12 protein-coding genes are annotated in these 14,491 nt (G+C 62.9%); 3 read left to right on the top strand and 9 right to left on the bottom strand.

All coding sequences use genetic code 11. The features are described from left to right. Window positions 1-120 precede the first annotated feature (120 nt). Window positions 121-678: an endonuclease gene (locus H6955_01960; GenBank protein ID MCP5312292.1), complete on the top strand. Its 558-nt coding sequence runs from the start codon at window positions 121-123 to the stop codon at window positions 676-678. A 25-nt stretch (window positions 679-703) separates the two neighbouring features. On the opposite strand, the gene H6955_01955 is transcribed toward H6955_01960, so the two are convergent. Continuing rightward, on the bottom strand, window positions 704-1,615 hold the full coding sequence (locus H6955_01955; GenBank protein MCP5312291.1) for a GGDEF domain-containing protein: 912 nt from the start codon (window positions 1,613-1,615) through the stop codon (window positions 704-706). A 395-nt stretch (window positions 1,616-2,010) separates the two neighbouring features. Here H6955_01955 and H6955_01950 point away from each other — a divergent pair, with 395 nt between their 5' ends. Beyond that, complete coding sequence (locus H6955_01950) at window positions 2,011-3,054, top strand: thioredoxin fold domain-containing protein (protein MCP5312290.1); 1,044 nt, start codon at window positions 2,011-2,013, stop codon at window positions 3,052-3,054. 29 nt (window positions 3,055-3,083) lie between these two features. Here the strand turns inward: H6955_01950 and H6955_01945 are convergent, their stop codons facing one another. The 8 genes from H6955_01945 to H6955_01910 form a co-directional block, all read right to left on the bottom strand. After that, window positions 3,084-4,337, bottom strand: coding sequence for an MFS transporter (locus H6955_01945; protein MCP5312289.1), 1,254 nt, complete (start codon window positions 4,335-4,337; stop codon window positions 3,084-3,086). A 126-nt stretch (window positions 4,338-4,463) separates the two neighbouring features. Next, a complete protein-coding gene (locus H6955_01940) occupies window positions 4,464-6,341 on the bottom strand; it encodes an EAL domain-containing protein (GenBank protein MCP5312288.1) in 1,878 nt (625 codons plus the stop codon). Window positions 6,342-6,509: 168 nt separating this feature from the next. Then, entirely contained in the window at window positions 6,510-8,996 is a 2,487-nt protein-coding gene (locus H6955_01935; protein ID MCP5312287.1) for a glycogen/starch/alpha-glucan phosphorylase, read from the bottom strand. Between the two features lie 10 nt (window positions 8,997-9,006). After that, window positions 9,007-9,765 carry a YciK family oxidoreductase gene (locus tag H6955_01930; GenBank protein ID MCP5312286.1) on the bottom strand — a complete coding sequence of 253 codons (759 nt, stop codon included), beginning with the start codon at window positions 9,763-9,765 and terminating at the stop codon, window positions 9,007-9,009. A 17-nt stretch (window positions 9,766-9,782) separates the two neighbouring features. Continuing rightward, complete coding sequence (locus tag H6955_01925; GenBank protein ID MCP5312285.1) at window positions 9,783-10,550, bottom strand: squalene/phytoene synthase family protein; 768 nt, start codon at window positions 10,548-10,550, stop codon at window positions 9,783-9,785. After that, a complete protein-coding gene (locus H6955_01920; GenBank protein MCP5312284.1) occupies window positions 10,537-11,223 on the bottom strand; it encodes an HAD-IA family hydrolase in 687 nt (228 codons plus the stop codon). Before H6955_01920 ends, H6955_01925 begins: the two co-directional genes overlap by 14 nt. After that, window positions 11,220-11,930: a bifunctional 2-polyprenyl-6-hydroxyphenol methylase/3-demethylubiquinol 3-O-methyltransferase UbiG gene (gene ubiG, locus H6955_01915; GenBank protein ID MCP5312283.1), complete on the bottom strand. Its 711-nt coding sequence runs from the start codon at window positions 11,928-11,930 to the stop codon at window positions 11,220-11,222. Before ubiG ends, H6955_01920 begins: the two co-directional genes overlap by 4 nt. A 32-nt stretch (window positions 11,931-11,962) precedes the next feature. Next, window positions 11,963-13,288: a TRZ/ATZ family hydrolase gene (locus H6955_01910; protein MCP5312282.1), complete on the bottom strand. Its 1,326-nt coding sequence runs from the start codon at window positions 13,286-13,288 to the stop codon at window positions 11,963-11,965. A 136-nt stretch (window positions 13,289-13,424) separates the two neighbouring features. Here H6955_01910 and mtnA point away from each other — a divergent pair, with 136 nt between their 5' ends. Continuing rightward, window positions 13,425-14,489: an S-methyl-5-thioribose-1-phosphate isomerase gene (gene mtnA, locus H6955_01905; GenBank protein ID MCP5312281.1), complete on the top strand. Its 1,065-nt coding sequence runs from the start codon at window positions 13,425-13,427 to the stop codon at window positions 14,487-14,489. The last annotated feature ends 2 nt before the right edge of the window (window positions 14,490-14,491 follow it).

Genomic DNA, 14,491 nt, shown 5'->3' with positions numbered 1-14,491 from the left:
GGTCGGCGACCCGGAAAGCGTTTCAGCCCGCCGGCGCCCCTGTTGCAAGGTCTGTACGCGGCGCTGCGCACTGCGTACGGTGAGCAACCCTGGTGGCCGGCCGATTCACCGTTCGAGGTGATGGTAGGTGCGGTACTCACCCAGAATGCCGCCTGGACGAACGTCGAGAAGGCGATCGCTCAACTGAAGGCCATGCGACTCCTGGATCCCGACGCGGTGCTTGCCATCGAAGAGTCCGCGCTGGCCGCAGCGATCAGACCTGCCGGATATTTCAACGTAAAGGCGCGTCGCTTGCGCAATCTCTGTGCCTTTCTGTCCACACAGGGCGGTGTGCGGCCGTTTGCGCGACGCGATGCGGCCGTACAGCGGGCCGCGTTGCTTGGCGTCAACGGTATCGGCCCCGAAACGGCCGACGACATCCTGTTGTATGCATTGGACCGGCCGGTGTTCGTGATCGATACCTATACCCGGCGGCTGATGCAGCGTTTTGCATTGGCGGACGGCCGTGAATCCTACGAAGAGCTGCGTCACGGATTCGAGCGTGCGCTCGGCAGCGACCTTTACCTGTACCAGCAGTTCCACGCCTTGATCGTGATACACGCCAAGCAGGCATGTCGCAAGACGCCAAGGTGCGCGAGCTGCGAGATACGTGCCATCTGTCCGACGGGGAGCGCCTGAACAATTCGCTGAAACCGTGGCGGGATCAGGCCAGCTGGCTGCGGTTACGACCGGCGTCTTTTGCGGCGTACAGGGCCTTGTCGGCGCGTTTGAAAAGTTGATCGGGTCCATCGGCATCCTGCAGGCGTGCCGCACCGACGCTGACGGTGATGCGCACGTCGCGACCGCGCACCGTCTGCAATGCCGCTATGTTTTCACGAATGCGTTCGGCCAGCAGCATTGCGCCCTGTTCGCCGGTATGGCTTGCAAGCACGACGAATTCTTCGCCACCGAAGCGGAACAGCAAGTCACTCCGGCGAATGGTGTTGGCGATGGTCTGCGACACGGCGACCAGCACGTCATCGCCGAAGGTGTGCCCGTGTTCGTCGTTGAAGCGTTTGAAATGATCGATGTCGATCACCAGCAACGACAGCGGCAGTTCCTGGCGATGCGCTAGATCGACCTCGCGGGTGAGCGCGCTGCTCAGCGCCATGCGGTTCTGCACGCCGGTCAGGGGGTCGCGTGACGCCAGTTCGACGGCATGCTTGTAGCTGAGCGCGTTGCGCAGTGGATAGACCAGCGCACACAGCAGGTTCTCCAGCGACTGGATCTCCTTTGCCGCGAACGGGATCTCCCGGCAGATGCGGATGCTCCCCAGTACCTTGTCCTCCAGCTTCAGGTCGTAGGTCGCGCGGTGCGAACCTTCGCGTCCGTAGACGACTGTCTCGTCGCTGTCCGGGAGGGTGTACACGATGCCGTCGATCGCGAGGTAGCGCTGGATCTCCTTGCCGAACAACAGGACTTGCGCCTGAATGTCCAGGGTCGTCTGCAGGATGCTCGACAATTCGAGCACCCGTGGGCCGAGGTTCTCCGGTGCTGTCGGCAGGACGGTCCCATGGGCTTGTAGCGGGCTGACCAATGCGAGATTGCCTGTGTTGATGTAACCGAGGGTTTCCATTGCTGCGTTCCTGTCGCTGGTTTGCGTCTCAGACGTAGCGAAACCCGTGCCAAAACCATTATTATCTTTTATTTCAATGTCTTGTACTCAGTACATCGCGACCTGACGGGTTGCCGTCAGGATTCCTGCCTACCATCCGGTTCCTAAACGTCGAAACCCCGGCGTTTGTCGGGAAGCCCGTTCTGCGCCGACTTCCCGTCATAGTAGTCCGCAATCCCGGGTGTGTGGTGCCCTGCATGGCGCGTCGACGCATTCCAATACGAGGGGTGTGCCCCTAACATGCGCCGGTGGACGACTGAAAGCTGCACAGGTGAAGCGCCTGCGCCGGTCAATTGGGTGGCGTGTCTGCTGGGATGCGTTGCCTCATCCTGTGCCTGGCCCGAGAGGAGCGGAAAATGCGTATGTCGATTGTGGTGGTGGGTCTGGTGTTGCTTGTCGCAACGGTCGGCGCGGCACAACCGGACTCCCACGGCGTCGCGCTCCAGCAGGGGATGGTCAATCCCGGCTTCCAAGAGAAACCGGCGTGGTTCAAGAACTCTTTTCTCGACATGCGCGATGACGTCCGCGAGGCGACGGCAGCGGGCAAGCGCGTATTGTTGTACTTCTACCAGGATGGCTGCCCGTACTGTGCGAAATTGCTCAACGACAATTTTGGCAGTCGTAAGATTGCGCAGAAGACCCGCGACGCGTTCGATGTGATCGCGGTCAATATCTGGGGTGACCGGGAGGTCACCGATCTCGCCGGTGAAGTCACCACCGAGAAGGCATTCGCGAGTGCGCTCCGCGTGCAGTACACGCCAACCTTGTTGTTTCTCGACGAGACCGGCGCCGTGGTGCTGCGCATCAACGGATACTTCGCACCCCACAAGTTTGAGTCGGCGCTCGACTTCGTCGCGGGGCGGCACGATGCGAAGGGTCGCTTCCGTGACTATCTGGCAGCTGCCGCACCGAGCGCACCGAACCTGCGCCTGAATGCATTCCCGGGGGCTTTGACAGCACCCCTGCGCCTTGCGGAACGTGCTGAACCGGCACGCGCCTTGTTGGTGATGTTCGAGCAGGGCAGCTGCACCGAGTGCGACGAACTTCATCGTGATGTCCTCGGGCGCACCGAGCTTGCCTATGCGTTGAGCAATGTGGACGTGGCCCAGGTCGATATACGCGCTTCCGATGTGCTGCAAACGCCGGACGGACGCGAACTCAGCGCGTCAGACTGGGCGCGCGAACTGGGGATTCAGTATGCGCCCAGCCTGGTGTTCTTCGATGGGCAGGGGCGCGAGGTGTTTCGCACCGAGGCCTATCTGCGTGCCTTTCATGTGCACGGTGCAATCGATTACGTAGCGTCCGGTGCCTACCGCTGGCAGTCGTCTTTTCAGCGCTTCCTACAGCGCAGAACCGAACTGCTGCGGGAACGCGGGGTGGAAATCGACTTGATGGATTGAGGCGTCGCGCGGGCAGGGTTGCGCGAATCTCATTGCTGATCGGGTTCCGAGAGATCGAGTTCCGGCGAGGGATCCGCATCTGGGTGCATCTCCAGTGCGACAGGGGTGGTCCGGACCAGCGGCACATAGGCGGTCTGTTGCTCCAGCGGTGGCGGTGAACGCCGCATCACGCGGTAGATCCCGAACAGCGCCAGCAGCGCGGCGGTGGCCGCAGAGAGGGCGGGCAGGCCCACCGGTCCCACCAGTTCCATCGCAATACCACCAAGCAGCGGGCCGGACATGGCCCCCACGCCGTATATCAACAAGAGCCCGCGGGTGGCGCCGAGGATGTGCCCGGGATCGAGGTGGTCGTTGGTGTGGGCGACGCTGATGCCGTAAAGCGCGAACATCAGTCCACCGTAGAGCCCGGCGGTGAGGGTCAGTCCGGGGAAACCGTTCAACACGATGTATCCGGCGATGGATGCCGCGAGCGCGGTGGCCAGGCTGGTGGCGATCAGCACGTTGCGGCGATCGAACCGGTCCGACAGATGGCCGATCGGCCACTGCAGTATCGCGCCACCGAGGATCGTGGTGCTCATCAACAGGGCGATTTGCGAGTGCTCCAGCGCGAGCCGCTGCCCGAATACCGCGGTCATGCCCCAGAAGATCCCGTTCACCATGCCGGCGCACAGTGACCCAAAGGCGCCGAGTGGCGAAATACGCAACAACTCGCCCATCGGCAGCGGTACCGCGAGATCAATGCGGGGTTCATGCACCCGTGTGATGGCAACCGGGACCAATCCGAGTGAAATCAGTATTGCGGCAAGCGCAAACGGCTCGAGCCCGGCGGGATCCCCGGCCAACAGCAGGAACTGTCCGATGCCCAGCGCAAACAGCGTGCTGGTCATGTAGAAGGAGAAAATCCGACCGCGAGCCGGCCCAGCGCTCTGCTCATTGAGCCAGCTTTCCACCACCATGTACAGGGCGACCACGCACAGGCCGTTCAGCACCCGCAGCAGTGTCCAGACCCAGGGGTGCACGGCGATTCCGAAACCCAGCGCGCACGAGGCAGTGACCGCCGAAAACGCGGCGAACGATCGTATGTGACCGACCCGCCGGATGATGCCAGGGGCCAGCAAGGTGCCGCCGATGTATCCGAAGTAGTAACCGGCCATGATCAGGCCGGCCTGAACGTTGCTGAACGATTCCAGGGTCGCGCGGACGCCCAGCAGTGTGCCCAGCAGTCCGACACCTACCAGGAGCAGACCGAGTCCGCTGATGAGAATCAGGATTGTGGGTGTCACTGATGTCTTTGTCGCTGTATCTGGGGTGGTTGGCTCGGGCAGTGATGCCAAGCTACCAAACCTGGCACTCCAGGGTCCAATGCGAGCCGCGTCGGCTGCCGGGTCAAACCCGGTGAGGATTGCCGTCTATGAGGCGTATGCCTGTAGCCACTTGTGCAACCGGAGCTGTAGCTGCTCGAAGGGCTCCGGCCTTCCGAACAGATATCCCTGGAACTGTCGGCACCCCTTGCGTTGCAGGAACTGCAGCGCTTCGTCGCTCTCGACACCCTCGGCGACCGCCTGCAGTCCGAGGTGTTGTGACATCACGATGATAGTTTCGACGATCACGGCATCGTTCGGGTCGGTGGTGATGTCGCGCACGAAGGACTGGTCGATCTTGATCGCATCCAGCGGCAGGCGTTTGAGATATGCCAGAGACGAATGTCCGGTACCGAAATCATCCAGTGAGAAACTGATGCCGAGCGACTTGAGCGTCCGCATGCGCTCGATGGTCTGTTCGATATTGTCGATAACCAGGCTTTCGGTGATCTCGAGGGTCAGCAGCTCAGGGGGGGCGCCGGTTTCTTCAAGTACGCGCTGCAGGCGCTCGACAAACCCCGATTCACGGAACTGTTTCGGACTGATGTTGACTGAAATCCGGATACCGTAGCTGCGTCCGAGTTGCGCAAGCTGTTCGCAGGCACGCCGCAGCACCCAGTCACCGAGTTTATAGATCAGCCCGGTTTCCTCCGCTACCGCGATAAACTGTGTGGGCGAGATGGTGCCCTGTTGCCGGTGATGCCAACGCAGCAGTGCCTCGGCGCCGATGATGCGGCCGTTCTCGACGACCTGTGGCTGGTAGAAGAGTTCGAGTTCGTCGTTGTCGATGGCCTGGCGTAGCCCGCGCTCTATATTGAGACGCTGATCGACCACTGCCTGCATGCTGGGTATGAACAACTGGACGTTGTCGCGTCCGCGTTCCTTTGCACTGTACATCGCGACGTCGGCCTGTTGCAGCAGGTCTTCCGGGTTCTTCTGTTCGAACGGAAACAATGCCACGCCGATACTGGCCGACAGGTGCAGCTCATGGCCCTGAACGCTGAACGGATCGCGGAACAGCTGGATGATCTCGTCGGCGATGCGATGCGCATTGTTCGTCGCATTGCCGGGTTTCTCGGCCACTTCGGGTACCAGTATGACGAATTCATCGCCGCCCAGCCGTGATGCTGTGTCTTCTCGGCGGACACGCTCGACAATACGTTTCGCGACCAGCTTGAGCAGCTGGTCGCCGACGCGGTGTCCTAGTGAGTCATTGATCGTCTTGAAATGGTCGAGGTCGAGAAACAACACCGCACCGATATGGCCGTGACGCACCGACCGGGCCATCTCACGTCCGAGTTGCTCGAGCAGCATGCGCCGGTTCGGCAGATCGGTCAGTGCGTCGTAGTGCGCCTGGTGGCGAATGGTCTCCTCGGCCATCCGGCGCTCGTGGCGTATCTGCAGCGACTCGACGATGGTACGGTTCAGGCGCAGTGCGGACACCGTGACGACAATGCAGTACAACCCGCTCATGAACGCCATCACGTAGCCGATCGCGCCACCGGTAAGCGCAAATCGCCAGGTCATCGGTAACAGGGTCAGCCCGAGAAAGCCGGCGGCCAGCGGAAAGCTGGCCGACAAGGTACTCACGGCACCGGCGCTCATGCCCGCGATCACAAACGCGAGAAAAAGCTGATGCAGCATGCTGTCCTCGGTGAACAGCAGCACGCTGGTCGTCCCCCAGACCAGACCGGAGGCGAGCGTGCCAGCGGCCAGGCGGGGCCACCAATGGTGCGTGTCCTGTCGTTCGCGGGGGACTGCACAGAAGCGACGAAACATTGCCCAGCGATACAGGGAGACTGCAAAGGTGGCGCCCAGCCAGCCGAGGTTCAGCACGGGCGACACGACGTTCCAGAGCATGGCGCTCAGGATGGAACTGTTGAGCAATACGGCGACCAGCGACATCGGCACTGCCGAATAGATCATTCGCAGCTGTTCGAGCCTGGTATCCAGACGTCGATCGGAATCTGTCGATGACGTGTCGGATGATTGCCTCATTCAGCCCCTATCGGCGGCGCAGAGAGTGACTTGAGAGAGGGCGTCGCCGATAGGGATGGGTGGCGGGACCCGGATCGTTGCACCGAAACGGAGCGGTCAGGGGATCTCCACGGGTGTCCGGCCGACCCGCCAGATGCGGGTCGCGTACTCCCGGATCGCCCGATCCGAAGAGAACCCGCCCATCCGGCTGACGTTCAGAAGAGATTTCCGGGCCCATTGTTGTCGGTCGCGCCAATGGTCGCTGACCTCGGCCTGGGCCTGCAGATAAGCGGGAAAATCGGCCAACACGAGATAGCTGTCCCGGTGTAGCAGGTTGCCGGTCAGCGCAGCGAACAGATCCCGGTCGCCGTGGGCGAACAGGCCTGAGTTCATCAGGTCGATCGCTGCACGCAGTTCGACATTATCGAGATACCTGGCGCGTGGATCGTAACCCTGCTGCAGGGTGTGTTCCACCTGTTCCGCGGTGAGGCCGAACAGATAGAAGTTTTCGTCGCCAACCGCCGCCCGGATCTCGATGTTCGCGCCGTCCAGCGTACCGATGGTCAGGGCACCGTTCATCGAGAATTTCATGTTGCCGGTACCCGATGCCTCTTTGCCGGCGGTCGATATCTGCTCGGAGAGGTCGGCGGCTGGATAGATGAACTGCCCGTTCTTGACGTTGAAGTTGGGCAGGAAAACCACCTTGATGCGGTCGCGGACCTCGGGATCGTTGTTGATCACTTCGGCAACCGCGTTGATCGCCTTGATGATCAGCTTGGCCATGGTGTAGCCGGGTGCGGCCTTGCCACCGAAGATGAAGGTGCGCGGCACCACATCGAGGTTCGGATCGTCCTTGATGCGGTTGTACAGGGCCACGATATGCAGCAGATTCAGATGTTGCCGCTTGTACTCGTGGATGCGCTTGACCTGTGCGTCGAACAACGATTCGGGATCGACCTGCAGACCGTTGCGTTCCTTTATCATCGCGGCGAGTCGGATCTTCGCCTGTTGCTTGGCGGCATACCACGTGTCGAGAAGCGCCGTGTCATCGGCATGTGCCTCGAGGTTTTTCAGCAGCGAGAGATCGCGCACCCAGTCGCAGCCGATGCGTTCGCCGAGTAGCTCGCTCATCCACGGATTGGCCAGGCGCATGAAGCGGCGCGGACTGACACCGTTGGTCACGTTGGTGAATTTTTCGGGCCACAGTTCGTGAAAGTCTTTCAACACGGTCGAGCGCAACAGATCGGTATGTAGCGCCGCTACGCCATTTATCGTGTGGCTGCCGACGCAGGCGAGGTTGGCCATTCGGACGTACTCGTCGCCGTTCTGCTCGATCAATGACAGGTGCGTGATGCGGCCTTCGTCGCGACCGCGGTACTTGATCCTGACGTCATCGAGAAACCGTCGGTTCACTTCGAGCAAGAGCTCCTGGTGGCGTGGCAGCACGCTGCCGAACAGCTCCAGCGACCACTTCTCCAGCGCTTCGGGGAGCAGCGTGTGATTGGTGTAGGAAAAGGTTCGGCGGGTGACATCCCATGCCGTGTCCCACTCCATCTGATGCTCATCGATCAGCAGTCGCAGCAGTTCCAGCACTGCAATTGCCGGATGGGTATCGTTGAGCTGGCAGGCGTACTTTTCGTGAAACCTGTCCAACCCGACGCCACTGCGTTGCTGAATGCGGATCATGTCGCGCAATGCGCAGCTGACAAAGAAGTACTGCTGCTCGAGACGCAGACGCTTGCCGGCATGCCGGTCGTCGTTGGGATACAAAACCTTGGAGAGGTTCTCCGAGACGACCTTCTTGTCCACCGCGCCGAAATAGTCGCCGACGTTGAACGCGGCGAAGTCGAAGGACTCGGGCGCCTCGGATTTCCAGAGTCGTAGCAGATTGACGGTATTGACGCCGAACCCCATCACCGGCGTGTCGTAGGCGATACCGCGGACCACACGTTCCGGAATCCAGCGTACGTGGTGGCGGCCATGATCGTCCTGGTAATGCTCGGTATGCCCGCCGAAAAACACGTCAAAAGTCAGTTTCGGCCGCGGCAGTTCCCATGGGTTGCCGTGCAACAGCCATTTGTCTGTGAGTTCGACCTGCCAACCATCGTCGATGCATTGATCGAACATGCCGAATTCATAACGGATCCCGTAGCCGATCGCAGGGATCTCCAGGGTCGCCAGCGAATCGAGGTAACAGGCGGCCAGTCGGCCGAGCCCTCCGTTACCCAAGCCCGGCTCAGGCTCCTGGTCGAGCAGCTCGTCGAAGTCCAGTCCGAGCTCACGCAGCGCCGCATGTACGTTGTCCCAGATCTCCAGGTTGATCAGGTTGACACCCAGCTGTGGCCCGGTGAGGTACTCTGCCGATAGAAAACACACGGTGCGTGCCTGGGTGTTCTTGTAGGTCTGCGAGGTCGCGATCCAGCGGTGCAGCATGCGGTCGCGGATCGTGTAGGCGAGTGCGAGGTACCAGTCGTTCTTGGTCGCGACATCCGGATAGCGACCTTGCACGTAGAACAGATTGTCGAGGATTGCCCGCTTCAGGACATCGACACTTCGGCCGGTGCGAGTCCGTTCGCGGTTGTTTCCGTTGTCGATACCGAGCATGGCCCTTCCGTCAGCCGAGCGGCTCGCTTTGCTCCCACGTGAGACGTTGCCCGGTAACACCCTGGCTGTCAGGACCGATCGCCCACAGATACAGTGGCATCAGCACTTCGGGTGCCTTCAGCGTCGCATTGTCCTCGCCGGGAAAGAGGCGTTTGCGCATGGCCGTGCGGGTGGGTCCCGGATCGATACAGTTTACCCGGATCGGGGTGTTTTCGAGCTCGGCGGCAAGCGTCTGGGTCAGGCCCTCGATCGCGAACTTCGACGCCCCGTAGGCACCCCAGTAGGCCTTGCCGCGTCGTCCCGCCGCGTCGGTCGTAAACACGACGCTCGCATCGGGCGAGCGCTCGAGGAGAGGCAGACAGGCCTGGGTGATCATGAACGGCGCGTTCAGATTGACCTGTATCACCTTGAGCCAATCCTCGGTCTCGTAGTCCTTTATGCGGCTCAGATAGGGGTGCAGTGCCGCATTGTGCAAGATGCCGTCCAGGCGCCCCAGGTTGCTGTCGATCGCGTGTGCCAGCTCACCGTAGTCGTACGGCGTCGCACCTTCCAGCTGCATGGGAAAGATCGCCGGTTCGGGCCCACCCGCGCGCTCGATCTTGTCGTAGACGGCCTCGAGTTTGCTGACCGTTTTGCCCAGCAGCACGACGGTTGCGCCGTGCGCCGCAAACGCGAGTGCCGCCGCGCGACCGATGCCGTCACCGGCGCCAGTCACGAGGATGACGCGGTTTTCGAGGAGGTCGTCGCTTGGTTTGTAGTCTTGCTGCATAGCGGGTCCCGGTAACTTCAGCGGCAGCGCCATGCCGTCCATAGATTGGCGATCGGCGGTCGGTCGATGGCTGTTTCGTCGACAGGATAACCTTTCCGCCGCAGCTTTTCGTGCATTGCTTCCGCCAGGGCCAGCAGTCGACGGGCGAAGGGTGTCAGCTGGGCGCGCGTCGACCCCGTGGGCACCTCGAACTGATCCAAAAGCGCGTCCACGCGGGTTGTGCGTGACGCAACCGAGGCGCTGTGGCGCAATGCCTCGACGAGTTCCGAAGGTGCACCGTGCGGCGCCGAATGCAGCCGCCGGATACGGTCTATCGCCTCGCAATAGGCGCCACTTTCGCGGGACCCATCCCGCGGCTGGCCGCCCGCCGTTGCGAGGAGCACGAAAAACTCGCCGAGGCGGGCGCGGCAGGCCGCGGCGAACTGCCGGTCGTCGGCGGGTTGGGGAAGCAGGACCGCCGCCTCGGCGGCCTGCAACAGTGCATGCATGGACTCCAGCGCCTGCCGGTCCAGTGCCAGCTCCTGCAGGCGGAGCGCCAACGGGTGCTGCGCGGTTCCGGTCGCCATCCGTGAGACCTCTTCGCGCCACCAGTCGAGTTTCAGACGTGCCACTCCGGGGTCGGATGGACAGTCGGCGATCTGCCGGACCGTGTCATGCCAGGCGTACAGCAAGGCATTGCGCAGGCGTTCCTCGGCAGGGCTGAAACGGATCGCGTAGTACACCGCCGAACCGAACGGTGTGGATGGATTCGGAAAGCCCCACTCCGATGCTTCAGGTAGGGGCACTGTCCCGGTCCAGCAGCGCCAGCAGCTGCTCGGGGCGATCAATGGTGTAATCCGCGAGCCAGGCCTCTGGTGGATCATCGGGGTGCAGATAACCGTATAGCGCCCCGACCGTGGTGCAGCCGGCCGCGCGCCCGGCCTGCACGTCGCGACCGGCATCGCCGACGTACCAGGTATCGGCCGGGTCGCTGCCCAGCAGACCGCAGGCGTGCAGAATGGGCTGCGGATGCGGTTTGCGCTGCGCGCAGGTATCGCCGCTGACGATGCAACGGGTCAGGAGGCCGAGCCCCATCGCATCGATCAGCGGTTCGGTGAGCCAACGGGGCTTGTTGGTGACTATCCCCCAGGGTGTCCCACGGTCGCGCAGCGTCTCCAATACCGTGGACATACCGTCGAACAACGACGTTTCCCGACACAGGTTGGCCGAATACACATCGAGCAGAAAGCCCTGCCGTTCGGCGAATCCTGGCTCGTCACGGTCCAGGCCGAAGCCCAGGCGGATCAGCGCCACGGATCCGAAGGAGGCCACCGGGCGGATCTTCGCATAGGGCAGGGTGGGCTGACCGTACTGCTCCAGCGTACGGTTGAGCGCGTACGCCAGGTCGGGGGCGGTGTCGGCCAGGGTGCCGTCCAGGTCGAACAGCACCGTCGGAGATGACGAGGCGCGCAGGGTCATGCAGGTCGTTCGGTGGCCACCATGTAATTGACGTCGACATCGCGCGGATCCAGGCGATAGATGCCGGTCAGGGGGTTGTAGGTCAGCCCCGTGATGTCGCGCGTGTCCAGCCCCGCGGCGCGCGTCCAGCGCGCCAGTTCCGAAGGCCTGATGAACTTCGCAAAGTCATGCGTGCCTTTGGGGAGCATCCGCAACAGGTACTCCGCACCGACGATCGCGAACAGGTAGGCCTTGGGGTTGCGGTTGATGGTCGAGAGGAACACCTGCCCGCCCGGTCTCACCAGGTCCGCGCAGGCGCTGATCACCGATGCCGGGTCGGGAACGTGCTCCAGCATCTCCATGCAGGTGACGATGTCGAACTGTCCGGGGAGCTCGGTCGCGAGTTGTTCAACCGGCACCTGCCGATAGTCCACCTGAAGCCCGCTTTCCAGCAGGTGCAGGCGTGCCACCTCGAGCGGTGCCTTCCCCATATCGATGCCGGTCACCTGTGCGCCACGTGCCGCCATCGACTCGGCGAGAATGCCACCGCCGCAGCCGACGTCGAGCACCTGCTTGCCCTTCAGGCCGGCCCATCGATCTATGTAGTCGAGGCGCAGCGGGTTGATCTCGTGCAGCGGTTTGAACTCGCTGTGCGGATCCCACCAGCGCGACGCCAGTTGCTCGAATTTGTTGATCTCGGCGTGATCGACATTGATGGCTGCACACATCGCTTGGGACCCGGGTAATGCTGGGATTCCGATTATACGCCCTGGGTATCGCCGGCCTCGACCCGATCCCGCCAGTTTGCTGCGCGCTGCAGCGTCTGCGACAGATCGATCGTGGTCAGCGCACGGTCGTTCAACAGCTGTCGGCCGTTGATCCAGACGTGCCTCACCTGTTCGCGTCCAGCGGCGTAGACCAGCTGTGACACGGGGTGATAGACCGGCTGTGTCTCCGGGGTGCCGAGATCCAGGGCCACGATATCGGCGCTCTTGCCGACGCTCAGCGAACCGGTGCGGTCGGCGATGCCAAGGGCGCGCGCGCCGTTCAGTGTGGCCATGCGCAGTGCCGTTTCGGCCGGAACCGAGCACGCATTGGCGCTGACAGCCTTCGCCTGCAGGGCGGCGCTGCGCATCTCGCCCAGCATGTCGAGGTCGTTGTTGCTGGCGGCGCCGTCGGTACCGATCGCCACGTTGACGCCGGCATCGATCAGGCGGGACACCGGGCAGTGCCCGGAGGCCAGTTTCTGGTTCGATTCCGGGCAGTGCACGAGCTGTGCGCCGCAGGCGCCGATCAGCTCGATCTCGTCGTCCTCGAGTTGGGTCATGTGGACCGCGACCAGTCCCGGATGGAGCATGTCCAGTCGGCGCAGGCGCTCGATCGGACGGCATCCGAACTGTTCGATGCCGCCGCGAACCTCGGCGAGCGTTTCGTGAACGTGCATGTGGATCGGCAGGTCGAGCTCGCTGGCCAGCGTCTGCACGCGGCGGAGCGGGGCGTCGGAAACCGAGTACGGAGCGTGTGGCGCAAAGGCGCTATGCACCAGGGGATCGTTGCGGAACTGATCGTGCACCGCGATCGCCTTGTCGAAGTACTGGTCGGCGTCGCCTGCCCAGGCCGACGGAAAGTCGATCACGATCAGCCCGATCACCGCGCGCATGCCGGCCTGGCTGGCGACCCGACCGGTGACGTCCGGGAAGAAATACATGTCGTTGAAGCAGGTGGTGCCGCTGCGCAGCATCTCGGCAATCGCCAGGCGCGAACCGTCGGCGACGAATTCTTCATGGACGAAGCGGGCCTCGGCCGGCCAGATGTGATCGCTCAGCCAGGTCATCAGTGGCAGGTCGTCGGCCAGACCGCGGAAGAGTGTCATTGGCGTGTGCGTGTGTGCATTGATCAGACCGGGGATCAGGACGTGGCCCGGCAGGTCGATGCACTGCACCGCCGTGACCTGCTGTTCCGCCTCGCTACGCGGCAGGATCGCCTTGATGCGACCGTCTTCGATCGCGACACTGTGGCGCTGCAATACGCCGTCGGGTTCGACCGGGACTACCCAGTCGGCGTGGACGAGAAGTTCTGCCTGCACGGTCTCAGCCTGTTTTTGAGGTGAAACCCGTAAAATACCGCAATTCGTGGGATTGCACCGGTCCGGATGTCTCGGCGGGTGCCCCGTTGTACGATCACGATGTGTTCACCAAATTGTTTGCCGACGAGTCATCGCCATGCACGAAGTCACCCTGGACATCCCCGTAACCGCCGATGCCGCCGTACTGTGGCGCGGTGACCGCTTGTATCTGCTGGATCAGCGTCAGTTGCCGCGGCGCGAGGTGTTCATCGAATGCAAGGACCTACATACGACGGCGGCGGCCATCCATGCGATGGTCGTGCGCGGCGCACCGGCGATCGGCATCGCGGCCGCGTATGGCATCGTTCTCGCGGCGCGCGACCGCCACCGCGGGGATCCGGTTCGCTGGCGCGACGCCATCGAGGTGGATCTGCAGATGCTCGCCGCGGCACGACCGACGGCGGTCAACCTGTTCTGGGCGATCACCCGCATGCGCGCGCTGATCGCGGCGTCGGGCGACGGTGATCCGGTGCCGGCGCTGCTTGCCGAGGCGCAGTCGATCCATGCGCAGGACCGCGCCGACAACCAGCGCATGGGTGAATTTGGCGCCGCGCTGATCGAGGGACCGACGGCGGTGATCACGCATTGCAACACCGGGGGGCTGGCGACCGGTGGTTGGGGAACCGCGCTCGGGGTGATTCGCACCGCCCATGGTCAGGGCAAGATCGCCACCGTGTATGCCGACGAGACGCGGCCCTGGCTTCAGGGGGCGCGGTTGACGGCCTGGGAACTGGTGCGTGACGCGATCCCGGTCAAGTTGATCGCCGACAGTGCCGCGGCGGCGTGCATGGCACGCGGCGGGGTGTCGTGGGTGATCGTGGGCTCGGACCGCATCGCGGCCAACGGTGATGTGGCGAACAAGATCGGCACCTACGGCCTCGCGGTCGCCGCACGCCACCACGGCGTGCGCTTCATGGTTGCCGCTCCGACCTCGACAATCGATCTGGAGACGCCGGACGGGGACGCGATTCCGATCGAACAGCGTCCCGCCGAGGAGGTCCTGCACTGTGCGGGGCAGCCGACCACCGCGCAGGGTGTCGATGCCTGGAACCCGGTGTTCGACGTCACCCCGGCGGCACTGGTCGATGCGATCGTTACCGAACGCGGCGTGATCGAGCGCCCTGATCGTGCCAAGCTGGCGGCGCACATGCAGGTCGGCTGAAT

Source organism: Chromatiaceae bacterium (genome assembly GCA_024235395.1).
In the GTDB taxonomy this organism is placed as follows: domain Bacteria; phylum Pseudomonadota; class Gammaproteobacteria; order Chromatiales; family Chromatiaceae; genus Thiosocius.
This window is presented reverse-complemented; position numbering and strand designations above follow the sequence as displayed.